Origin of the sequence: Marinobacter nitratireducens, assembly GCF_000708045.1 — a bacterium.
Classification (GTDB): Bacteria; Pseudomonadota; Gammaproteobacteria; order Pseudomonadales; family Oleiphilaceae; genus Marinobacter; species Marinobacter nitratireducens.
The window spans coordinates 123,241-144,868 of the sequence record NZ_ANIE01000009.1 but is presented as its reverse complement, the minus strand read 5'-3'; the positions used below and the strand labels follow the sequence as shown (position 1 = coordinate 144,868).

The 21,628-nt window shown below is 59.1% G+C and carries 19 protein-coding genes; 8 read left to right on the top strand and 11 right to left on the bottom strand.

What is annotated here, in order from left to right; all coding sequences use genetic code 11:
• The first annotated feature begins 44 nt into the window (after nt 1–44).
• Nucleotides 45–1,907 carry a HAMP domain-containing methyl-accepting chemotaxis protein gene (locus D777_RS14760; protein ID WP_036133773.1) on the top strand — a complete coding sequence of 621 codons (1,863 nt, stop codon included), beginning with the start codon at nt 45–47 and terminating at the stop codon, nt 1,905–1,907.
• A gap of 33 nt (nt 1,908–1,940) precedes the next feature.
• Here the strand turns inward: D777_RS14760 and D777_RS14755 are convergent, their stop codons facing one another.
• The 3 genes from D777_RS14755 to D777_RS14745 all read right to left on the bottom strand — a co-directional run bounded on the left by D777_RS14755 (nt 1,941) and on the right by D777_RS14745 (nt 6,088).
• The gene (locus tag D777_RS14755; RefSeq protein ID WP_036133770.1) at nt 1,941–3,332 is read right to left on the bottom strand and encodes a sodium-dependent transporter; all 1,392 of its coding nucleotides are present in this window, start codon (nt 3,330–3,332) and stop codon (nt 1,941–1,943) included.
• Nucleotides 3,333–3,490: 158 nt separating this feature from the next.
• Nucleotides 3,491–5,062 (bottom strand): methyl-accepting chemotaxis protein, encoded by a 1,572-nt coding sequence (locus D777_RS14750; RefSeq protein WP_036133768.1) that lies wholly within the window; start codon nt 5,060–5,062, stop codon nt 3,491–3,493.
• Between the two features lie 156 nt (nt 5,063–5,218).
• A complete protein-coding gene (locus D777_RS14745) occupies nt 5,219–6,088 on the bottom strand; it encodes a carboxylate/amino acid/amine transporter (protein WP_036133764.1) in 870 nt (289 codons plus the stop codon).
• A 170-nt stretch (nt 6,089–6,258) separates the two neighbouring features.
• On the opposite strand from D777_RS14745, the gene D777_RS14740 reads away from it, so the two are divergent.
• Nucleotides 6,259–7,656, top strand: coding sequence for an MATE family efflux transporter (locus tag D777_RS14740; RefSeq protein ID WP_036133762.1), 1,398 nt, complete (start codon nt 6,259–6,261; stop codon nt 7,654–7,656).
• On the opposite strand, the gene D777_RS14735 is transcribed toward D777_RS14740, so the two are convergent.
• The gene (locus D777_RS14735; RefSeq protein ID WP_051669129.1) at nt 7,586–8,614 is read right to left on the bottom strand and encodes a GGDEF domain-containing protein; all 1,029 of its coding nucleotides are present in this window, start codon (nt 8,612–8,614) and stop codon (nt 7,586–7,588) included. The two genes, D777_RS14740 and D777_RS14735, sit on opposite strands and share 71 nt — an antisense overlap.
• Nucleotides 8,615–8,783: 169 nt before the next feature.
• On the opposite strand from D777_RS14735, the gene D777_RS14730 reads away from it, so the two are divergent.
• Nucleotides 8,784–9,908, top strand: a complete 1,125-nt coding sequence (locus D777_RS14730; RefSeq protein WP_036133759.1) for an HD-GYP domain-containing protein — start codon at nt 8,784–8,786, stop codon at nt 9,906–9,908.
• Between the two features lie 13 nt (nt 9,909–9,921).
• On the opposite strand, the gene D777_RS14725 is transcribed toward D777_RS14730, so the two are convergent.
• The gene (locus D777_RS14725; RefSeq protein ID WP_036133756.1) at nt 9,922–10,353 is read right to left on the bottom strand and encodes a CBS domain-containing protein; all 432 of its coding nucleotides are present in this window, start codon (nt 10,351–10,353) and stop codon (nt 9,922–9,924) included.
• 251 nt (nt 10,354–10,604) lie between these two features.
• On the opposite strand from D777_RS14725, the gene D777_RS14720 reads away from it, so the two are divergent.
• Nucleotides 10,605–11,969 carry an alanine/glycine:cation symporter family protein gene (locus D777_RS14720; RefSeq protein WP_036133753.1) on the top strand — a complete coding sequence of 455 codons (1,365 nt, stop codon included), beginning with the start codon at nt 10,605–10,607 and terminating at the stop codon, nt 11,967–11,969.
• Nucleotides 11,970–12,088: 119 nt separating this feature from the next.
• The gene (locus D777_RS14715; RefSeq protein WP_036133749.1) at nt 12,089–12,742 is read left to right on the top strand and encodes a peroxiredoxin; all 654 of its coding nucleotides are present in this window, start codon (nt 12,089–12,091) and stop codon (nt 12,740–12,742) included.
• A 3-nt stretch (nt 12,743–12,745) separates the two neighbouring features.
• On the opposite strand, the gene D777_RS14710 is transcribed toward D777_RS14715, so the two are convergent.
• From D777_RS14710 to D777_RS14695, 4 genes are all read right to left on the bottom strand, one after another.
• A complete protein-coding gene (locus D777_RS14710) occupies nt 12,746–14,008 on the bottom strand; it encodes a YncE family protein (RefSeq protein ID WP_036133746.1) in 1,263 nt (420 codons plus the stop codon).
• A gap of 191 nt (nt 14,009–14,199) precedes the next feature.
• Nucleotides 14,200–14,982, bottom strand: a complete 783-nt coding sequence (locus D777_RS14705) for a MetQ/NlpA family ABC transporter substrate-binding protein (RefSeq protein WP_036133741.1) — start codon at nt 14,980–14,982, stop codon at nt 14,200–14,202.
• A 181-nt stretch (nt 14,983–15,163) separates the two neighbouring features.
• Entirely contained in the window at nt 15,164–15,829 is a 666-nt protein-coding gene (locus D777_RS14700; protein WP_036133739.1) for a methionine ABC transporter permease, read from the bottom strand.
• On the bottom strand, nt 15,829–16,836 hold the full coding sequence (locus D777_RS14695) for a methionine ABC transporter ATP-binding protein (RefSeq protein ID WP_036133736.1): 1,008 nt from the start codon (nt 16,834–16,836) through the stop codon (nt 15,829–15,831). Before D777_RS14695 ends, D777_RS14700 begins: the two co-directional genes overlap by 1 nt.
• 212 nt (nt 16,837–17,048) lie before the next feature.
• Between D777_RS14695 and D777_RS14690 the strand changes: the two genes are divergently transcribed.
• Entirely contained in the window at nt 17,049–18,470 is a 1,422-nt protein-coding gene (locus D777_RS14690) for an HDOD domain-containing protein (protein WP_036133733.1), read from the top strand.
• 5 nt (nt 18,471–18,475) lie between these two features.
• Here D777_RS14690 and D777_RS14685 read toward each other — a convergent pair whose 3' ends face one another.
• Both D777_RS14685 and D777_RS14680 read right to left on the bottom strand, forming a co-directional pair.
• A complete protein-coding gene (locus D777_RS14685) occupies nt 18,476–19,174 on the bottom strand; it encodes an anti-sigma factor (RefSeq protein WP_036133730.1) in 699 nt (232 codons plus the stop codon).
• On the bottom strand, nt 19,171–19,728 hold the full coding sequence (locus D777_RS14680; RefSeq protein WP_036133727.1) for a sigma-70 family RNA polymerase sigma factor: 558 nt from the start codon (nt 19,726–19,728) through the stop codon (nt 19,171–19,173). Before D777_RS14680 ends, D777_RS14685 begins: the two co-directional genes overlap by 4 nt.
• A 154-nt stretch (nt 19,729–19,882) precedes the next feature.
• Here D777_RS14680 and D777_RS14675 point away from each other — a divergent pair, with 154 nt between their 5' ends.
• A complete protein-coding gene (locus D777_RS14675; RefSeq protein ID WP_036133724.1) occupies nt 19,883–21,367 on the top strand; it encodes a DUF4331 domain-containing protein in 1,485 nt (494 codons plus the stop codon).
• 12 nt (nt 21,368–21,379) lie between these two features.
• Nucleotides 21,380–21,616 carry a hypothetical protein gene (locus D777_RS14670; protein ID WP_051669128.1) on the top strand — a complete coding sequence of 79 codons (237 nt, stop codon included), beginning with the start codon at nt 21,380–21,382 and terminating at the stop codon, nt 21,614–21,616.
• Nucleotides 21,617–21,628 lie beyond the last annotated feature (12 nt).

Sequence of the window (21,628 nt, the reverse complement as noted above, 5' to 3'; positions counted from 1 at the left end):
GCCCCTTCTCGCTTTCCTAAAACAACAACATCGAGAGTGCAGAAATGCTGTCGCCTGCTCATTTTTTTAGCGCCTTCACGCTGACCATCGGTCACAAACTCGCCATCGGATTTGCCATTTTGATCACCCTGGCCGTCGCCACCGGCATTATCGGGGCCACCGCGCTGGACCGTTACGGGCAAAGCGCCGACAGGATTGTGCTGACCAGCAAACTGGAATCCGGATTCCTGAAGGCCCGCGCTGAAGAGACAAAATTCCTGCTCCACAAGGATCCGGCCTATGTCGATCAGGCGACGGAACGGCTCGACCAGGTGGTTGCTACCGCAGACAAATTGCTAACCATGATCCCCAGCGAGCGAGCGTCCGCCGTGGACACGATCAAGGCAGATGCCGGACGCTATGCCAGTCTGCTGCAACAGGTTGCCGCCACACTGTCAGAGACCACCCTTGCCACCGAACAGCTCACCATGGAAGGACGTGTGCTGGAAGCACACATGAACAATGAGTCCAGGCTCTACCTGGCCACGGCCATGTTCAAACAGATGCGACGGGAAGAGCGGAACTTCCTGATCTCCCGTGAGGAGAAATCCATTCACCAGTTCGATGATCGTCTGGACCGGACCCTCGCGTCCATCCGCTCTTCATCCCTGAACACCAGCGAAAAGGAGGAAGTGTCCAGCCTGTTCAACAGCTACGCCGCTGCCTTCCACACGACCGCCGGCAAAATCCAGCAGACTGCAGAGCTGGAGAGCACCATGGAAGCCACCGCCATGGCCGGGCTTCAGGCTGCCTCCAAACTCCAGTCCAACCAGGCGGCACGCATGGTTGATGAGCAGCAACGAGCCACCCTGGCCATCTCCGTCGCCACTGGCGTCTCTATCCTGATTGGCGTGGCCCTGTCCCTGCTTCTGACCCGCCTGATTGTCCGTCCGATTCGCGAGGCAGTCGGTGCCGCCAGGAAGGTTGCCGAGGGCGATCTCCGGGACAGCATTACCAGCAAACGCGCCGACGAGTCCGGCCAGCTCCTCAATGCACTGGGTGAGATGATCGTGAACCTGCGTAACCTGGTGAACCAGATTGACGGCAACGCCCGGGACATCGCCGCATCCTCTTCACAGCTTACCGCCGTGACCACCCAAAACAGTCGGGGCGTTACCGAGCAGCGGGACCAGACCGATCAGGTCGCTACCGCCATGAATGAGATGGTGGCCACCGTGGGTGAGGTAGCCCGCAATGCCGAGGCAGCTTCGAGCGCGGCCTCCGACGCCAGTGCCAAGGCAAGGGTGGGCGAACAAGCCGTCGAGCAGACTCTGTCACGGGTCACGGATCTGAACCAGCAAGTGTCTACTGTGCAGGAACGCCTGCATGGATTGCAGTCCGACACCCGCAACATCGGAACCGTGCTGGATGTGATCAAGTCGGTGGCTGAACAGACCAACCTGCTCGCCTTGAATGCCGCTATCGAGGCCGCTCGGGCAGGTGAACAGGGACGGGGATTTGCTGTCGTGGCAGACGAGGTCCGGTCACTGGCTCAGCGGACACAGGGATCGGCGTCAGAAATCGAAGAACTGATCTCCCGGCTGGTCAACAGTGCGGAAGAGACCGTGTCGGTGATGGAAGCCGGCGCACAACTGGCCGACGAAACCCTGACCACCGCCCACAATACCGGATCGGCTATTCAGGAAATAACCCGGGCTGTGGACAATATCCATCGCCTGAACCAGCAGATTGCGACGGCAGCAGAGCAACAGACCTCGGTGGCCGAGGACATCAACCAGAATCTCACCCGAATCCGGGATGTCAGTGATTCAACGGCCTCATCCACCGAGCAGGTGTCATCCGCCAGCACCGAACTGGCCAACCTTGGCGACAGCCTGCGCACGCAGGTGGCCAGGTTTGCCGTTTGAGCAAAGAGCGGACAACGCCCGGGACTGACGGCCTCAGGCCGTCAGGTTGTAGACAAAGACGATGATCACCGCCACCGGGGTGACAAACCGGATCAGGTTATACCAGAGGCTGAAGCCCACGCCCTCAAGGTTCAGATCCCGCATCAACGATTCCTTGGCCACAAACCAGCCCACAAAAATCGCGGTCAGCAAGCCTGACAGCGGCAGCAGTACGTTGGCGGTGAAGAAGTCCAGAAGATCAAAGATGGTCTTGCCTTCAAACCGCGCGAACATATCCAGTGGTGCCACATCGGACCAGACATTGAGTGACAGGATGGAGGCAATCCCCAGCGCCCAGCACAACACACCCACGAGGATGGCACTGCCAGAGCGGGCCAGAGAGGTTCTCTCCTCGACCCATTCCACCACTGGCTCCAGCAGGGAAATACCGGAGGTCCAGGCGGCAAACAACAGCAGCACGAAGAACAGGGTTCCGAACAGACCACCCATGGGCATATTACCGAAAGCCAGGGGCAGCGTCTGGAAAATCAGCCCCGGCCCGGCACCCGCCTCGAGGCCGTTGGCAAACACCACCGGGAAGATGGCCAGGCCAGCCATAAGCGCCACAACCGTATCCATAAAGGCAACGCTGACGGCCGTTCTGGCAATGGACACGTCACGGCCCAGGTAGGAGCCATAGGCCATCATGATCGCCATACCCAGGCTCAGGGTGAAGAAGGCATGGCCCAGCGCGATCAGAACACCGTTGATCGAGAGCGCCCCGAAGTCCGGCGTGAACAGGAAGTCCACCGCCTCACCGAAGTGACCCGTGGTGGTGGCATAGCCCACCGCAACAATCAGAAGCAAAAACAGGGCTGGCATCAGAATGGTGGCAGCACGCTCAAGACCACCTTTCAAACCACGGGATACCACCAGAATCACCAGCGCCATGAATACCGTGTGCCAGATCAGAAGCTGTCCTGGGCTGGCCAGAAGGCCCCCAAAAAGCTCACCGATGGAATCCGCAGTGCCCCCGGTAAAGTCACCCTGGGCCGCATGGCCGATGTAGGACGCTGCCCACCCGCCAATAACAGAATAAAAAGACAGAATGGCAAAGGCGGCGATCATACCGACGATGGCCGACACCCGCCACAGCGGCGACTTCAGGTTACGCTCCGCAACGAGGCGCATACTGGTGATGGGGTTATGACGGCCATTCCGACCGACAAAAACCTCAGCCATCATGATGGGAATGCCGAGGACGGCGATACAGATCAGGTAAACAATGACGAATGCACCGCCGCCATTTTCACCCGTGACGTACGGAAATTTCCAGATGTTACCAAGGCCGACTGCAGAACCGGTGGCGGCCAGGATAAAGGCCAGTCGTGAGGACCAGAGGCCACGATCCGCTCCGCTGTCCGAAACCGGGGTGGAGTTGCTCATGATGTTTTCCTGTGCTTTTGGCTAGGGAATACGCAAATAGTTGGCTACCGGAGCTTTGCTGCCGGCAATTGGAGCGGAATTCTGCCAGCCATGAACCGCCGGCGCCAGTGTTGCAGCGCCCGGAGCCGGCGCTGCGGCAAGGCTCTGTGATTTAACCGTCAGTTTTTACTGATAAATCTGGAAACAAGATCCTTCAGACCCCGAGACATGGTACTGAGTTCGTCGCTGCCCTTCTTGGCGGCGTCCGCCTGCTGATCGCTGAAGTCGGCCAGCTCGGCAATGTTGACGATCTGACCATTGATCTCCTCAGACACCTGGGCCTGTTCTTCAAACGCTGCTGACATGCTGATGAAGCTGTCAGAAATGGTGCCGATGGAGGTCACAATATCCCGAAGCGAATTCTCGGCCTCACGAACCCTGTCCAGTCCCTGGCCGGCAACGGCTTCGCCATCACGGGTTGCCTGCACGGCCGATTCAACCTGGGTGCGGAAATCGTCGATCACATCCTGGATTTTGACGGTGGATTCCCGGGTTCGGGCAGCAAGGGAACGGACTTCATCAGCGACCACGGCAAAGCCGCGCCCCTGTTCTCCAGCCCTGGCGGCTTCAATGGCGGCGTTGAGGGCCAGCAGATTGGTCTGGTCGGCAATGTCGGAGATCAGGCTGGCAGCTTCACCAATGCTGTTGGTGGACTCCCCGAGTTTACCAATGGTGTCGCCAATACCGTTCACCCGAGTCACCAGTTCTTCAATGGCGCCCAGGGCCTCGGCACTGCGTTCGCTGCCCACGCCCGCCAGCCGGTTCGCCTCCTCGGCGGCTCGGGCATTGCCCGTCACGGATTCGGTGACCTCCTGAATGGACGCGGTCATTTCAGTAATCGCCGAGGCGGTCTGCTCGGTCTCCGCGCGCTGACGGGCAATGGCATCGGCACCATCGCGAATATAACCGTGGGAAGCCCTGGCGTGCTCGTAGAGCAGTTCCGCCTGATCCTCGATACGGGCCAGCACCGTGCGGATTCGCGCCTCTTCGCTGATCAGCACCATGGATAGCTGCGAGAACAACCCGCTCTCATCACTGTAGGTTCGCGCAACCACCGGATCCTGGAATGCATCAGGCCGCTGGGCCAGCAGGTTTTTGAGCCTGGCAGTTACCGAGCGCAGCAGCAAACCTGCACCCAGCAAATGACCAACGACAATTACACCGCCGGCCAGCCATTTCTGATCAAACTGCAGGGCCACAAGGCTCAGCACCAGCGACAGGATAAAGGGCCACCCCGATTTGAGAACGGACATCAGACGCCCCCCCACGCTGCTCAGGGATTTGCCGTCGGAAATGCGCTTGTAGAGCGTCTCGGCCCGCGCCACCTGCTCCCGGGTGGGGGCGACCCGCACAGACTCGTATCCGGTCATCCGGCCATTCTCGAGGATGGGCGTCACATAGGCACTGACCCAGTAATGATCCCCGGACTTTGCACGGTTCTTGACCACGCCCATCCAGGATTTCCCGGCCTTGAGGTATTCCCACATGTCCTTGAACACCGGCTGGGGCATGTCCGGATGACGGATCAGATTATGGGCCTGGCCGATCAACTCATCCCGCGAGAATCCGCTGATCTCGACGAATTCGTCGTTGCAGTAGGTGATCACGCCTTTCAGGTCGGTGGTTGTGATCAACCGGCCGCCCTCACGCATGGTCACTTCTCGCTGGGTTACGGGGAGGTTTTTACGCATTCGCTTGCCTTTTTCCGAGTCGGCCCTGCCTGGGAGAAATAATAATCAATGCAAGGCTAGCCCCTGACGAACATTCTTGATATCCGTCAAAGGTATCCTTGGGCAAGCAAGTTTAACGGCGGGAAGGGGGAAAACCTTAGTCCGTGTTGCTACTTATCAGGCAACGGCAAGGCGGGCGCGAGGGTGAAAACGTGCATTGACCCAGAGCGAAAAGGCAATAACGGCACCACCGACCGCGAGTCGCAGCAGGTCAGCATCCCGGTTCCAGATCAGCAGATTGACCACCAGGCCAGCGGGTACCAGGGCATTATTCATGATTGCCAGCGTGCCGGCATCCACATGGCAGGCACCCCGATTCCAAAGGAACAGCCCCAGGCCGGACGCCGCCAGCCCCAGCCACGCCAGGATCCCCCACTGCAACCCGGTCGCCGGCAACTTGTCGGGGTTGCCGAATATCAGGAAGGAGGGCAGAGCTATGACCAAAGCGCCAAAAAAGAAGTAACCAAAGGTCCGGAAGGCCGGCAACTCAAGGGTGTAATGCTGCATCACATGCTTGTAGCCGACCTGGCCGGCAGCAAAGGTGAAGTTGGCGACCTGCAACAACAGGAAACCGGTGATGAAGTCCTCGCTGAGACCATCGTAACGGATAATCCCCGCGCCGACGGTGGCAATGGCCGCCGCGACCAGCGCCATGGGGGAGAAACGGCGGAACAGGGCGTCATCCAGCAAGGTGACGTACAGGGGCGTGAAGATCGTAAACAGCAGCACTTCAGGCACCGTCAGGTAACTGAACGAGCGGTACAGGCACAGATAGGTGATGCCGAACTGGAGCATGCCGGTCACCAGGATGCCCAGTTTCATGCCTGGGGGCACCCCCCGCCAGCGGGTAAACGGCAGGAAGATCAGAGCACCGAGCAGGACGCGGCTGAGCACGGCGAAGTCACTGTCTACGTGGCCAGCGAGAAATTCACCAATCAAACTGAAAGAAAATGCCCAGAGGACGGTGACAAAAACCAGTAAACCCATGCGCTCAACACCTGTGCCGTTCAAGGCGCGTACTGTAACGTGTTTGCCTCAATCTGTCAGCGCCGGACCGCAGGGAAACCCCCGATGCCCGGCCAGCATCGGATCGGGTAACATGCTGCTCCCGATCCCGTTGAACAGCCCCCTCGAAACCAAAGGACAGCGTCAGAGCCATGGACGAAACCCATCAGCCATTACCGGAAGCCCGCCAACCCCTGGTATCCCGGACCCTGTCCGAGTGGCGCACCCTGTCTGTTCTTGGTGGTCCCATTCTCATCGCGCAACTGGCCCAGATGGCGAACGGCGTGATCGACACGGTTATGGCGGGCCATGCGAGCGCTGAAGATCTGGCGGCGGTCGGTATCGGCGGCAGCCTGTGGATGCCCCTGTTCCTGTTCTTCATGGGGTTGCTCGGTGCGCTGCAGCCAATCATTTCGGGTTACAACGGCGCCAGGAATCTGGACCGGATCATGCCGACGACATGGCAGGGGCTCTATCTCGCCGCCGCTGGTTCAGTGGTGATGATCCTGCTGTTGACCAACGTGCACCCGGTGCTGTCCATACTTGAGCTGGAAGCCCATACTGCAGGCATCACCCAGGGCTATCTGGATGCGTTTTCCTGGGGCGTTCCCGCGCTGTTGCTGATGACCGCGTTGCGGGGCCTCACCGATGGCCTTGGACACACCCGTGTGATCATGGCGTTTTCGGTCATGAGTACCCTCCTCAACCTGCCTCTCAACTACGTGTTCATCTACGGCAAGCTCGGATTACCCGCCATGGGCGGTGTTGGCTGCGGCTGGGCAACCTCGCTGTCCAATGGCGTTGCCGCCATTGCGCTGCTGGTGTATCTGAACAAAAGCAAGGTCTACCAGCGCTTCCATCTGCTGGCAGACTGGGCAAAGCCCGATGTGGCGGGGTTGATCTACATCCTCAGACTCGGGGTACCGATCGGCTTCACCATCTTTGTGGAGGCCAGCATGTTCGCGGTGATTGCCCTGTTCCTCGCCCCCCTTGGCCCAGTCGTTGTGGCGGGACACCAGATTGCGCTGAATGTGGTGTCGCTGTTGTTTATGCTGCCCCTGAGCATTGGCATGGCCCTCACACTCCGGGTCAGCTTTCTCATCGGCGCGGGTGCACCGGATACCGCCCGCTTGATTTCCCGAAGCTCACTCATTCTGGCATCGGCAACAGCCCTGATTTTCGCGCTGTCGCTGTGGCTGTTTTCCGGCGCCATTGCGGCTCTCTACACCGGTGATGCCGACGTTCAGGCGGTGACCATTCGCCTGCTGACCTTCGCGGCCCTGTTCCAGATTGCGGACGTTATCCAGGTCACCTGTATCAGCGCGCTCCGTGGTTACAAGGATACCCGTATCCCCATGTACATCATGCTGTTTTCCTTCTGGGGCATCGGCCTGCCTCTGGGCTACGTACTGACGTTCACGGATGCCATCACACCTGCGATGGGGGCTGCGGGTTTCTGGGTGGGGCTGACCGGTGGACTTACGTCTGCGAGCATTCTGCTAAGTTGGCGGCTGTTCCGGTTTGAGCCTTCAGCTCATCCGCATAGATGATACGGTCCCGCCCGGTGGCCTTCGCTTCATAAAGCGCTGAGTCAGCCCGGGCCAACCAGCTGTCGACGGTTTCTCCGGTTTGCAGCAGGGCGACACCAAAGGAGGCGGTTACCACACCGCCGGGCGAGCGCATGTGTCGGCGCATGACCTGCTGCAGGTTGTGGATGACAGCGCGCAAACCAACGCCATCCGTTCCCGGCAGCAACAGCACAAATTCCTCACCACCGTAGCGGAACAGTTGATCCGCTTTTCGGGTATTCCGCTCAATCAACGCCACCAGCTCCACCAGCACCCGGTCTCCGATGCCATGGCCGAACTCGTCGTTAATCTTCTTGAAGTGATCGATATCCAGAAGCACAACCGCGTAGGGCACGCCGTTTCGCGTCGCGTGGCTGGCGGCCAGTTCCAGCTCTTCATCCATGGCCCGCCGGTTGCGCACACCGGTGAGCGGGTCGATGGTAGCCAGGTGTTCAAGCCGTTCACGCTGGTTGCGGTTGCGGTGAGCAAATACATAGGCACAGGCACTGACCACCACCGCCGTGGCCGCGAATGACCACATCTGCACCTTGGACACGAAGGCTTTGTCCAACAGAAGCAGGGCAACAATCGAAGCCAGGTTCAGAAAAATGGCGAGACGCGGGGGCGCCAGGAAAAACGTCGTTACCAGACAGGGGTAGAGCCAGAACAACCCCGGTTCACCCACAACAGTGCCTACGGTCACCGCACCGCCACAGGCAACAACCGCCAGTACCACACCGCTGCGGCGGGTATCGCCGGTCTTCCAGGCGTAGATAACGCCGGATACGATGCCCAGCATAATGGATAGATCAACGGTCCCCGCGAGGCTGTTTCCCTGCAGGAAACGCATCACAGCAAACGGCGTAATGCCCAGGAGGGCACTCGCACCCAGCAACGTGATGATGGAAAGACGGAAATCCGTCTTCAGGCGGTAGAACATTGATCAGCTGTCCGACAAAGGTCTTGTTTAGCATCCTAGAATAGCGCAAGGTTCCCAGTTGGTCGCTAGCGCAAAACGACTTTTTACATTTCAGCGCAATCTGGAGGCCTGCGACCAAACGGAGTTAAACTGAACCCTCGAACAATAAGCAGTAATTGGAACCCCTGATTTGGACAATCTAATACGGATCGCCCCTGGGGCCCTCGAGTTGGGCCGCCCCTTGCCATGGAACGTCTATGATTCCGATGGAAACGTGCTGTTGCGCCAGGGCTATGTGATCCAGACCAACAGCCAGCTGGAGCAGCTGTTTGAACGGGGCCGTTTCAAACCCCGGAAGATTGACCGCCCGGATGAGGAGGTGTTCGAGGACAACCGGGACCGGAATCCCTTTGCCGATTACCCGGATCTGTTACAGACCCTGGAAGCCACTCTGGCTGCCATCACTGCTGGAGATCCGTCCGCCCAAAAGCGCTTGCTCGGTTTGAGCCGGATGGTGGAACGGATGTGCGCCGAGGCACCCGATGCCAGCCTGGCCCTGGTTCACCTCTATTCCATCGGCCCAACCAGCCTAGAGCAAACCCTGTTCTATGCCATCCTGAGCCAGTTTATTGCCCGCCAGTTCGGACTTGAGGAAAAACGAGTCAGTGTCCTGACGGCAGCGGCACTCACGGCCAACCTCGCTCTGGTCCCGATTGCCGATCAGCTCAATCAGTCCAACAAGATACTGACCGATGAGCAGCGGCAGGTGATCCGCAAACATCCGGAGCGAAGCATTCGTGCCCTCAAGGCGGCAGGAATCGACAACAAACTCTTGCTGGCAATCATTGCCCAACACCATGAACAGGCCGATGGTAGCGGCTACCCGAGAGGTCTCAGCGGTACCGAGATTCGCCCGGAAGCAGAAATTCTGGCGCTCTCGGAGCGATACGTTGCAATGATCACCAAACGGGCCTATCGCAGCCGGATGAACGTCACGGATGCCCGAAAACTGATCGCACACCTGGCCGACGGCGGCTTTCGCCCGGCCATCCCAAAGGCGCTGTTACAGGTGCTGGGAGAATATCCCCCAGGCATTCTGGTGCGACTGGATAACAACGAGGTGGGTGTGGTCACCGCGCGCCCGGTGAGAGCACGCGGCCCGTTCGTGAAGGCCATCTTCGGCCCCAGGGGTAATCGCTACAGCGGCACGTTTGAGCGGGATACCAGTCTGCTGGAGTACAACATCCGGGCTCTGGAAGAGCCCGAAATCATGCCGTCCATGGATTTCAGCCTGATCTGGGGCTTTCGTTCCTGATTCCACCCTGGTATCAGATTGCTGAACCGGCGTATTTTGGCGCTTCGATGCCGCATCCGGTGCGGGCAAGCTCGGACAGGATCGCTGTCCTCGTTACAATACCGATCAGCTTACCGTGATCGACCACCGGGTAGACCTTGGGTTTACCCGCACCCAGGTTCTGAGCCAGGTCCACGACGGCCATCTCCGGAGAGATCGTCACCGGTTCCCGGAACATCACGTCGTCAACGATCGGATCACCCTCGCAGTGGTAGCTGCTCACCAGCAATGAGTGAATACAGTCCTGTTCCGAGACAAATCCCAGAACATGGCGATGGTCATCCACCACTGGTAATCCGGTGACATGGTTGTGCAGAAGGGTCTTCACAACACGGGTCAACGGTGTGCCGCACCGAATCGGCTCAATGTGATTCCACATAACATCCGAGACTTTCAGTGATCGCATGGGCAGCTCTCCTCCCCGTTACTGACAGATGCAGGCCCCGTCCAGAGCCCTTGTCTATAAAGATAGGCAATGGTCGGGCGAAAGGAAAACACTATCGCCCAGAGTTTGCCGCGAACATGATCCCGGTCAGTTTTCCCGGGCCAAGGTTTACAGAATCCAATTTTGTCTTAAACTCAAGGATTTAAGCCCCACAAGGGCAAACACCCAGACATCGATCCAACCGTCGATTCAACCAACAGCGGGAGATCCCCATGGAAGCCATTTCATCCTTTGTCAGTCAAATCAATTCGCTGGTGTGGGGGCCGCCCATGCTGGTTCTGATCCTTGGCGTGGGGTTATTCCTGAGCCTGGGACTGAAACTGATGCCGGTGATAAAACTGGGGGCTGGATTCCGGCTGTTATGGCAGGGGCGCAGTGCCGCCGGCGCCGAGTCTGAAGGCGAGATTCCGCCGTTTCAGGCGCTGATGACAGCCCTCTCCGCAACCGTCGGCACCGGTAACATCGCCGGCGTCGCCACCGCCGTGTTCCTTGGCGGCCCGGGCGCCCTGTTCTGGATGTGGCTCACGGCTCTGGTGGGCATGGCCACCAAGTACTCCGAGGCGGTGCTGGCCGTGCGCTACCGTGAAGTGGACGAGCGCGGCGCCCATGTCGGTGGTCCCATGTACTACATCCGTAACGGTCTGGGCGAGAAGTGGGCCTGGCTTGGCCTTTTGTTCGCCGTTTTTGCCGCCATCGCCGGTTTCGGCATTGGTAACACCGTACAGGCCAACTCCGTGGCGGACGTGATGGAAGCCAGCTTTGGGCTGCCACACTGGGTAACGGGGCTGATCCTGATGATTCTGGTAGGCGCTGTTCTAATTGGTGGCATCCGCAGAATCGGCCAGGTGGCCAGCGCCCTGGTGCCGCTGATGGCGGTCTCCTATCTGGTTGCGGGCGTCGTCGTGCTCGCCATTAATGCCGCTGAAATCCCCGCCGCACTCAGTCTGGTATTCGAACACGCCTTCAGCCCGATTGCTGCCGAAGGCGGCTTCGCAGGAGCGGCAGTATGGGCCGCTATCCGCTTTGGTGTCGCCCGCGGCGTCTTCTCCAACGAGGCCGGCCTGGGCTCCGCCCCCATCGCACATGCGGCTGCACAGACCAAGAATCCGATCAATCAGGGCATGGTGGCCATGCTCGGCACTTTCATCGACACCATTATCATCTGCTCAATCACCGGCCTTGTGATCATAACTTCCGGCACCTGGACCTCCGGCGTGTCCGGCGCCGAGCTGACCTCCATGGCCTTCGCCGAGGCCTTGCCCGGCGTGGGTAATTATCTGGTGGCCATTGCTCTGGCGGTATTCGCCTTCACCACCATTCTTGGCTGGTCGTTCTACGGCGAACGCTCAGTCGAATATCTGTTCGGCGTGAAAGCCATCGTGCCATACCGGGTTGCCTGGATCCTCGCTATTCCCGTGGGCGCGACCCTGAATCTCGGCTTTGTCTGGCTGGTAGCCGACACCCTGAATGCGATGATGGCGCTGCCAAACCTGATTGCCCTGGCGCTGCTGAGCCCGGTGGTGTTCAAGCTTACAAAAGAGCACTTTGAAAAGCAGAAACTGTCCGGAACGCAGTGACCCCCTTGTATTCCGGCGACGTAAATCGCAAGTATGTTGTATAACACCGACAGCCATCCTTCGGGGCCGCCCGAAGGAGGCCCTAGGTTTCTCGAAGCACCACCAATGGAGGAAGATCTATGAGCTTACGTCTCGGAGATACCGCACCGGATTTCCAGCAGGAATCCAGTGAGGGCACGATTTCATTCTATGATTGGCTGGGCGATAGCTGGGGTGTGCTGTTTTCGCACCCGGCCGACTTTACCCCGGTCTGTACCACGGAACTCGGCCTCACATCCAAGTTGAAAGACGAGTTTGCCAAGCGCAACGTTAAGGCCATTGCCCTGAGTGTTGACCCGGTCGCGTCTCACAAAGATTGGATCAAGGACATCGAAGAAACCCAGGGCTGCTCGGTCAACTTCCCGATCATCGCCGACGAAGACCGGAAGGTCTCCGAACTTTACGACATGATCCACCCGAACGCCGATGCCACCCTGACCGTGCGCTCGCTGTTCGTGATCGACCCGAACAAGAAAGTGCGGCTGATCATTACCTATCCGGCCAGCACCGGTCGCAATTTCAACGAAGTGCTGCGGGTCATCGACTCCCTGCAACTGACTGACGAACACAAAGTCGCCACCCCGGGCAACTGGGAACGTGGCGGCGACGTCGTGATTGTGCCGTCGCTGCAGGACGAGGACGAAATCAAGCAGCGTTTCCCCAAAGGCTACAAGGCGGTGAAATCCTACCTGCGGATGACACCGGACCCGAAGACCAACTGGGGCGGTGATTAAGCCTTACCAATTACTCGGGACTCGCCCCTCGCGGATACGCTGGGGGTGATCCCCGACATCAATCCGGGCCACTTCGGTGGCCGTTTTGTAGGAAATCACCGACATCTGATCGGTGCCGCTCCACGAGATATAGCAGTGCTTGCCGGACGCATCGGACGTGACCCAGTAGGGCTTCTCGCCCAGACCTTCCAGCAACTGGTAGCCAAACGTTTCCCGATCAACGATCGCCACGTAGTCGCTCATGGTGCCTGCCACACAAAGGGTGTCACCGGCACCGTTCATGGCAATACCGTGGTGAGCCGAGTCGTTGACGTACAGTTCCTCAGGCAGGTCCGGCACCAGGTTGGGCAGGCGCGCCAGTCGGGTAACCACCCCCTCCTCCATGTCGTACTCCACGAAACCGTGCAGGAAGGACAGCTGAAAATAGAAGAATCGCTCGTCTGGCGTGTGCGCCATGGGCCGGATGGCCGGGCTCAGTTCGTTATATCCCGCCGCGCTCAGCTTCTCCGCAAAGTCGAATTTCTCAATAATCTCCAGGGTGTCCGCATCCACAATCTGGAACACGCGTTCACCTTTGGTGAAGTCCATCAGGTCGTTGTCCAATGGCGTAAACACGTGCCCGATGCTGGCGTGATAGATTTTCGAGCCGTCTTTGGAGTACACATTCTCATGGGGCGAGTTACCCGTCGGGAACGATCCCAACTCAGACCCGGTTTCCACATCCAGGATGTGCACCACATTACCAGTGGAGGCCGAAACGGCCACCTGGGTTCCATCCGGAGAGATCGCCATATGGTCAGAACGGTAGCCTTCCACCTCGAAGCGCCAGGCAATATCTCCCGTCGCCGTTTCAATGGCCACCACGTCGGCGAAGCTCGGCCTGGACACAATAAGCAAACGGCCATCGGGACTGCTGTACATGTCATCCACGTACTGGTCGTGACCTTCACCGATCAAGTAACGGATACCCTCGAAGAAGGCCAGACGGACGGGATTGAGATAGATTTCTGTCAACCGCTGGCGTTTGTCGGGGATGCCATTGATACGACCCAGGCGGTCATACGTTGAAGCATCCACCACGTCGATCATGCCTTCCCAGTTGTTACCCACAAAGATGACATCCCGAGTCTTTCCCGGGTTGGTTTCGCTGCTGTCACTGCCACCAAACCAGCCAGCGCTGGCCGGACCTGCTGAGAGTACCAGCATCGCCCCGGCAATCAGGGCGGTGATGCCTTTCCTGAGGGTGTTTTGATTCGACGTTGTCATATCCGACTTCCCCGGTTTTGTTGTATTTGTAGGAAACACAACTATTGCACCGACACCCCCATCGGGTCGTTGACATGCTTGCCTTGGCCACCGTCAATTGGGCCAACCCGGATTTCGATGCCAGGACGTGCATCAGGCACAAAAAAACCGGCCACAAGGGCCGGTTTCATGGTCATGCGATTCAGCACTGATCAGAAAGCCGGAACCACCGCACCTTCATACTTCTCCATGATGAAGTCCTTCACCGCCTCTGACTTGAGTACCGCGGCAAGCTTTTTCATCGCCTCGCTGTCCTTGTTGTCCGGACGGGCAACCAGGATGTTCACATACGGGGACTCGGAACCTTCGATCACCAGGGCATCTTCAGACGGGTTCAGGCCCGCTTCGAGGGCGTAATTGGTGTTGATCAGTGCCAGATCAACCTGGTTCAGGATGCGCGGCAGGGTTGCGGCTTCCAGTTCCTTGAAGTCGAGGTCTTTCGGGTTCTCGGCAATGTCACGGGGCGTGGCGGTGATCTTGCTCTCGTCCGCCAGCTTGATCAGACCCGCTTTCTGCAGCAGGAGCAGGGCACGACCGCCGTTAGTCGGGTCGTTCGGAATGGCAACAACAGAGCCTTCTTCCAGGTCATCAAGAGAGTCGATCTTGCTGGAGTAGGCACCGAACGGCTCAACGTGAACACCGGTGACGGTGACCAGATCGGTACCGCGGCCGGCGTTGAATTCGTCCAGGTACGGCTGGTGCTGGAAGAAGTTGGCATCCATACGCTCCTGGTCCACCTGGATGTTCGGCTGGATGTAGTCAGTGAATACCTTCACATCCAGTTCCACACCGTCTTCCGCCAGCATCGGCTTTACGAATTCCAGGATCTCGGCGTGGGGAACCGGGGTCGCCGCAACGGAAAGTTCGTCAGCAGAAACTGCAGCAGAAAAAGTGGCAGCAGCAGCGAGTGCCGCGAAAGTCTTCTTCAGATTCATAACCTGTACTCCTGTTCTAGGAACGATTGTTTGTGAGGTTAACTGGAGGCCCGGGCCGCCGACAGGCGCTGCGTCCCGAAAACGTGGAGCGCCAGGGACGGCGCGACCGAGCCCTACAGGGACGTATTCACGGGCGTTTTTCGGGACGCAGCGCCTGTCGGCGGCTTCCCCCAAACTGTGGTTATTTCCGGCTGAAGTACAGCACGAGGCGGTCGCCCACCATCTGCAGTACCTGCACAAAGATCACCAGTAACGCCACAGTAATCACCATGACGTCGGTCTGGAATCGTTGATAACCGAAGCGGATAGCAAGGTCACCCAAACCGCCGCCACCGATAACGCCGGACATGGCGGCGTAGGAAACCAGGGTAATGGCGGTAACGGTGACACCGGCAATGATGCCCGGCAGGGCTTCCGGAAGCAGGGCGCCGAAGATGATCTGGCGCACGCTCGCGCCCATGGCCTGGGTGGCCTCGATGATGCCGCGGTCCACCTCCCGCAGGGAGGTTTCCACCAGACGGGCGAAGAAGGGCGCGCCGCCGGCGACCAACGGAGGAATCGCGCCAGCCACTCCCAGGGAGGTACCGATCAGCATCACGGTGAACGGAATCATGACGATCAGCAGAATGATAAACGGCACCGAACGCAGCACATTCACCACAAATGACAACACCGAGTAGGCCACCGGCTGTTCCAGCAACTGACGCTTGCCAGTCAGAAACAGCAGCACGCCAATCGGCAGGCCGATGACCACGCTGAACAGCAGGGACATGCCCACCATGATCAGGGTATCCCAGCTGGCCCAGCCGATTTCGGTCCAGTCCACGTTACTCAGTAGGGCTTCCATCAGCGCAGCACCTCCACGTGAACATCAGCGGCTTCGAATTGCTTCATGGCGATATCCAGATCGCCACCCACCAGGGACAGGGTCAGCTGGCCGTAGGGGGTGTCCTTGATGTGGTCGATGCGTCCCGACAGGATACTGAAATCCACGCCGGATTCCCGCGCCACACTGCCCAGCAGAGGCTGGTAGGTGGACTCGCCCTTGAAGGTCAGGCGCAGAATGCGGCCATCGGCCTTTTCCAGGTCCTGCTGCAGTTCCTGGTTATCGATGTTTTCACTCTCGAACACGAAGTCCCGGGTGGTCGGGTGCTGGGGATGCAGGAAAACCTCGCTGACCGGCCCCATTTCCACCACACGGCCGGCATCCATCACCGCAACACGGTCACAGACCCGGCGCACCACATCCATCTCGTGAGTGATCAGGACGATGGTCAGCCCGAGTTCGCGATTAATATCCGCCAGTAATTTGAGCACCGACTGGGTGGTTTGCGGGTCCAGGGCACTGGTGGCTTCGTCGCACAGAAGAATCGTCGGGCGGCAGGCCAGGGCGCGGGCAATACCCACGCGCTGTTTCTGGCCACCGGAAAGCTGGGACGGATACTTGTTGGCATGCTCCGTCAGGCTGACCCGGGCCAGCAGCTCCTCGACACGATCCCGTATTTCAGTTTTCGAATAGATACCGGCCAGCTTCATCGGGAAAGCAATGTTATCCGCCACCGTCTTCGAGGACAGCAGGTTGAAGTGCTGGAAGATCATCCCGACTTTACGGCGAAACGCGCGAAGCTCGGAAGGGGAGTAACCGGTGATATCTTCGTCGTCTATCAGGATGCGGCCGCCGGTGGGCGGTTCCAGCAAATTGATAAGACGCACCAGGGTCGATTTTCCCGCCCCGGAATGACCGACGATGCCAAACACCTCGCCGGTTTCAATGGCCATATCCGTAGGCTGGAGCGCGGGGATCGCCCGGCCGCCTACCTGATAGGACTTCTGTACCTGGTCAAATACAATCACAGTCAGCGCCTTGTGGGTGCAACTCTAAAACGCGCGATTATAGCGCATACGCCGATCAAACCCGAATGGGAATCGCTCCACAGGCCGGCCACCCGCATGGGTAAATGCCCGTATAACGCCGACACAAACCGTTACCTGACACCACTGGCGACACTGCTAGACTGTTAGCAACCCGAAACAATTTATCAGCCAGACCGCCAGAGAACACCACCTTGACCACAACCGACACCCCCCCCACCGAACGCCTCATGTCGACCCAGGCCTGGGTCAGCTACCTCAGCAAGGTGGAGTTACCGGTTCTCGCCAATACCCTGCGCCGAATCAACGAGTTGACCGACAGCAAGAACAGCACCGTGAACGAGTTGGCTAATGTCATTCTCAACGATGCCCAGCTCACCTCGCAGGTTCTCCGGCTGTCCAACACGGTGTTTTACAACCAGACCCGGACCCAGGTCAGCACCGTCAGCCGAGCCATTACCCTGATCGGCTTCGATGCCGTGAAGTCCATGGCGATCTCCTCACTGGTGGTGGATACGCTGCTGCAGCGCAATGATCGCCCCCACCTTCTGCGCTGCCTGGCGCGCGCGATTCATGCCGCGGTCCAGGCCCGCTGCCTGATGCCCAAGCGCAACGAGACGGCGCTGGAAGAAGTATTCATCGGTGGCCTGTTGATGAGTATTGGCGAGTTGGCTTTCTGGTCGTGCGACACCGAACAAGCCACCGAGCTGGAACAACGCTTGCGACTGGAGGAGCCTCCCGTCGAAGCACAGAAAGAGGTTCTCAATACGACCTTTACCGAGATCACCCGGGGCCTCGTCGAGGCCTGGTCCCTTGGCCCGTTCATCCGGGATGTCGTGTCCCCGGGCAAGCCCAACTCTCCGGGCGCGAGTCTGGTGAGACACTCGGTCGAAATGGCCAAACTGTCCGAAAATGGCTGGCGCGGGGCAGAGATAGACAAGCTGCTCGAGCGCCTAGCCGCAGACGTTGGAGAAGCGCCGGCCGCGATCCGGGACCGGGTCAAGGTGAACGCGTCTGAAGCGGCCAAGGTTGCGGTGTCTCTGGGCATCCCTCAGGTCACTGAATTACTCCCAGGCAGCGAGAATCGGAACGGCAACACCGCCGCCAGGGCGCCGGATATCGATCCGGAGCTGCAACTTCAGATTCTCCGCGACATGACCCAGACGCTGGCGGAGAAACCAGATATCAACGAGGTCTGCCAGTTAGTCATCGAGGGGGTTCACCGTGCCATCGGAATGCAAAGGGTGGTCTTACTGATGACCGACCGCGGGGGTCAGAATCTGGTCCCCCGCAAGGTTGGCGGGCGCGGCACAGAAGAATGGCGTGAGAACCTGACCATCGCCCGAGATGGCACCGGTCCCCTGGGCTGCCTGCTCCCCAATGCCTCAAGCGTTATCTACCAGCCCGCAAAGAACGCCGACGGCGTGCCGTATGATCGCTGGCTAGGGCGCGTACCGGCCCTGATCGGCCCGCTCAAGGCCAGGGGGCGCCTGGTCGGGCTGTTTTACGCTGACAACGCAGCCGGGGACTACCTGCCTTCCGATCAACAACTCTCGGCATTCAGCCACTTTATCCAGAATGCGCAACTGTGCCTGAACATGATGGCGTCCGGCTAACCGAATCAGAGCTCATAAAGTTTAGTCACGTGCAGGATCGGTCCCGTTGGTGCGCCTGTGGGCGAACCACCACGGGGTTCAAGGCTGATCGCCAGAGTGCGGCTGCTGGATAGCGTCGCCCGCGCCTTATCCGTCAGCGTCACCTGATGCACGCCGCCTGCAGGAATCACCCCGAGCGACAGCGGCTGGCCGTCTTCAGGCACAATCCATAGCTCGTAGTCCTTGCCGCTCTGAGCGGGATCTGCTGCCACCGGCCTGAGTTTTAATAGCCGTTGTTCAGCGGATTCACTCACCAGCCACAACGGGTCGCTGACATTGGCCTGAACAATGGCTCCGGACAGTTGGCTGCCCACTGGCAGTTTCGGCTCTTGCAAGAACAAAACTGCCATGACCATCGCCGCTGCGGTTGCCGCCAGACTCCAGCCTGTCCAGAACCAGTTTTTGCCTTGTGGCGGTGCATCATTGGCGGCCATCTGTTCCGGCCAAAGCCGCTTTTCGATGGCCGCCCATACCGACACCGGGGGCACTTCAGACGGCACTTCCGACGCCAGCATCCCGAGCTTTTCTTCCCAGTACCAGACTTCCTGGCGAACGGTGACTGACTCCATCATCCAACGCTCGAAGCGCCGCCTGGCACGCCCTTGAAGCGTTCCCAGTACGTATTCCGCCGCCAGGCTTTCAATGCGTTCAGGTGTTCTCTTCATTGTTCCAGACACCTCTTCAGCGCCAGCAAGCCACGTCGTATCCAGCTTTTAACGGTACCGAGTGGCGAACTCAGGGCCGTAGAAAGCTCCTCATGGCTCAGCCCTTTGTAAAACGTCAGCAGGATACTGTCACGCTGGGCATTGGTCAGCTCGTCGAGGCAGCCTGTCAACTCGGCGGCCCCCGCGCTTCGTAATGATTCGTCGAGGGGCCCTGCGCGTTCGTCGTGCATTTGCTCGATAGGCTGATCACCACTGCTCTGACGAACCTTCCGGGCCCGCATCAGGTCGAGCGTGCGATACCGCGCAATCGTCATCATCCAGCCCAGCGGCGTACCACGATCGCGATGATATTCTCTGGCGTGATGCCAGATTTGAATGAACGCTTCCTGCAGCGCCTCTTCAGCCGTTTCCCGCTGCCCAGCCAGCTTCAGGCACACACCAAACATCCGGGACGCCATGCACTGGTACAGTTCGTGGAAGGCCTCGCGGTCCTGTCTGGACACCGCAACCAGAAGCCCCATCAGGTACTCCTGATCTGCATTGGATTCCGCCATATTCGCTCCATAGACCCTGGCTTTTCTTAACATACGACCGAATCCGGCGACAGGATGCATTTCCCAAATTTTTTTCACCGACAACTGCATCCGGGAAGAAAACGGCCCCGTATCGTCCTTGGCACAACCCACAAGAACAGTCGAGGAACACGCAATGAACACAACGATCAAACGCTCAGCCCTCGCCCTTACCATTTCGGGGCTCTGCCTCGGCGCTGCGACCGGTTATGCATCCAGCCACCGGGAAGCGCCATTCATTACCGAAACGCCCAAACTGGATGGTACCGATTTCTACATGTTTCGGAGCTATGAAACAGGGCGGGAAGACTATGTCACCCTGATCGCGAACTACCTGCCGCTGCAGGATGCCTACGGCGGTCCGAACTACTTCGACCTGGATGACGACGCGATCTACGAAATTCACATTGAAAACAGCGGTGACGCGCAGGAGGACATCACCTTCCGATTCCAGTTCACCGATAACCTGAACGACATTCAGCTGCCCGTCGGCGACGACGGTGCCAAGCAGATGGTGTCGGTGCCGCTGAAGAACATCGGTGACGCCACAGCAGACGCCAATGTTCAGCTAAGCCAGCAATACACCGTGACCGTGATTCGCGGCGATCGTCGAACCGGCACAGAGCAGACCGTCACCAACGTGACCACGGGCACGGAGACCTTCGACAAGCCTCTGGACAACATTGGCGCGAAGTCCTTCGGCGATTACGCCAGTTACGCCAACGCCCACATTTTCGACATGGCCATACCGGGCTGCGCCACCAACGGCAAGGTATTTGTCGGTCAGCGAAAGGAGGCCTTCGCGGTCAATCTGGGCGAAATTTTCGACCTGGTTAACACCAACCCTGTCGGTCCCCGGGACGGTGAGGGCGCTGGTGACCTCGCGGACAAAAACGTCACCTCCTTCGCTTTGGAGGTACCAACCAGCTGTCTGACAGGCACAGCTGAGACCTCAGCGGGCGACCCCGTGCTCGGTGGCTGGACCACAGCCAGTGTTCGTCAGGCACGCATCATCAACCCCGCGCCGGCCGCGAATGGTAAAGGTGCAACAGTCGAGGGCGGAGCCTACACCCAGGTATCCCGGCTCGGCATGCCTCTGGTTAACGAAGTGGTTATCGGGCTCAAGGACAAGGATCGGTTCAATGCCAGCGAGCCGGCCGATGACGGCCAATTCGCCACGTACGTGACGCATCCGACCCTGCCGGAACTGCTCGAAGTCCTGTTCGGCGTCACTGCACCGAACAACTTCCCGCGCACGGATCTGGTCACTGCGTTCCTGACCGGCATTGACGGTGTCAATCAGCCGGTTGGTGTGACCGCCTCTGAAATGCTGCGCCTCAACCCGGCCATCCCCGCAACAACAGCGGCTTCCCAGAGTGATCTCGGGGTGCTTGGCGGAGACAACGCGGGCTTCCCGAACGGCCGCCGTCCGGTGGATGACACGGTCGACATCGCTCTGCGCGTCGCCATGGGGGTACTCGTCTATACCGATGGCTCCGCAGGCTCCGACGCCCCAGACGGCAACCTCGGCTATACCGATGGCGTTCAGCTGGACCCGGCTGAGCTGAGCGAGGCCTTCCCGTATCTGGCCACCCCGATTGCGGGCTCACCGAACAGTTAAGAGGACGGCATTATGAACCTGTTAACGAAAATGAGTCTGGTGGCAGCTGGCACCGTCTTGCTTGCAGGCTGCTTCGATGGCTCCAGTAGCAACGGAGCAAGACCGGAGCCCACAGTGGACTTCACAGCTTTCGTGAAGGCCCAGGTGAAGGCAACGGATGTCGTCACCCGGCCAGTTGCTGTGAACAACGTTGACTTCAGCTTCAACGATAACGACAACCCGCAGGCCTACGATGATCTGCTTCAGTGAGTTGTCTCCGCG

Coding starts and splice junctions, on each gene's coding strand:
- D777_RS14760 (WP_036133773.1), top strand. CDS start 45: ATGCTGTCGCCTGCTCATTTTTTTAGCGCCTTCACGCTGACCATCGGT.
- D777_RS14755 (WP_036133770.1), bottom strand. CDS start 3,332: ATGAGCAACTCCACCCCGGTTTCGGACAGCGGAGCGGATCGTGGCCTC.
- D777_RS14750 (WP_036133768.1), bottom strand. CDS start 5,062: ATGCGTAAAAACCTCCCCGTAACCCAGCGAGAAGTGACCATGCGTGAG.
- D777_RS14745 (WP_036133764.1), bottom strand. CDS start 6,088: ATGGGTTTACTGGTTTTTGTCACCGTCCTCTGGGCATTTTCTTTCAGT.
- D777_RS14740 (WP_036133762.1), top strand. CDS start 6,259: ATGGACGAAACCCATCAGCCATTACCGGAAGCCCGCCAACCCCTGGTA.
- D777_RS14735 (WP_051669129.1), bottom strand. CDS start 8,614: ATGTTCTACCGCCTGAAGACGGATTTCCGTCTTTCCATCATCACGTTG.
- D777_RS14725 (WP_036133756.1), bottom strand. CDS start 10,353: ATGCGATCACTGAAAGTCTCGGATGTTATGTGGAATCACATTGAGCCG.
- D777_RS14720 (WP_036133753.1), top strand. CDS start 10,605: ATGGAAGCCATTTCATCCTTTGTCAGTCAAATCAATTCGCTGGTGTGG.
- D777_RS14715 (WP_036133749.1), top strand. CDS start 12,089: ATGAGCTTACGTCTCGGAGATACCGCACCGGATTTCCAGCAGGAATCC.
- D777_RS14710 (WP_036133746.1), bottom strand. CDS start 14,008: ATGACAACGTCGAATCAAAACACCCTCAGGAAAGGCATCACCGCCCTG.
- D777_RS14705 (WP_036133741.1), bottom strand. CDS start 14,982: ATGAATCTGAAGAAGACTTTCGCGGCACTCGCTGCTGCTGCCACTTTT.
- D777_RS14700 (WP_036133739.1), bottom strand. CDS start 15,829: ATGGAAGCCCTACTGAGTAACGTGGACTGGACCGAAATCGGCTGGGCC.
- D777_RS14685 (WP_036133730.1), bottom strand. CDS start 19,174: ATGAAGAGAACACCTGAACGCATTGAAAGCCTGGCGGCGGAATACGTA.
- D777_RS14680 (WP_036133727.1), bottom strand. CDS start 19,728: ATGGCGGAATCCAATGCAGATCAGGAGTACCTGATGGGGCTTCTGGTT.
- D777_RS14675 (WP_036133724.1), top strand. CDS start 19,883: ATGAACACAACGATCAAACGCTCAGCCCTCGCCCTTACCATTTCGGGG.
- D777_RS14670 (WP_051669128.1), top strand. CDS start 21,380: ATGAACCTGTTAACGAAAATGAGTCTGGTGGCAGCTGGCACCGTCTTG.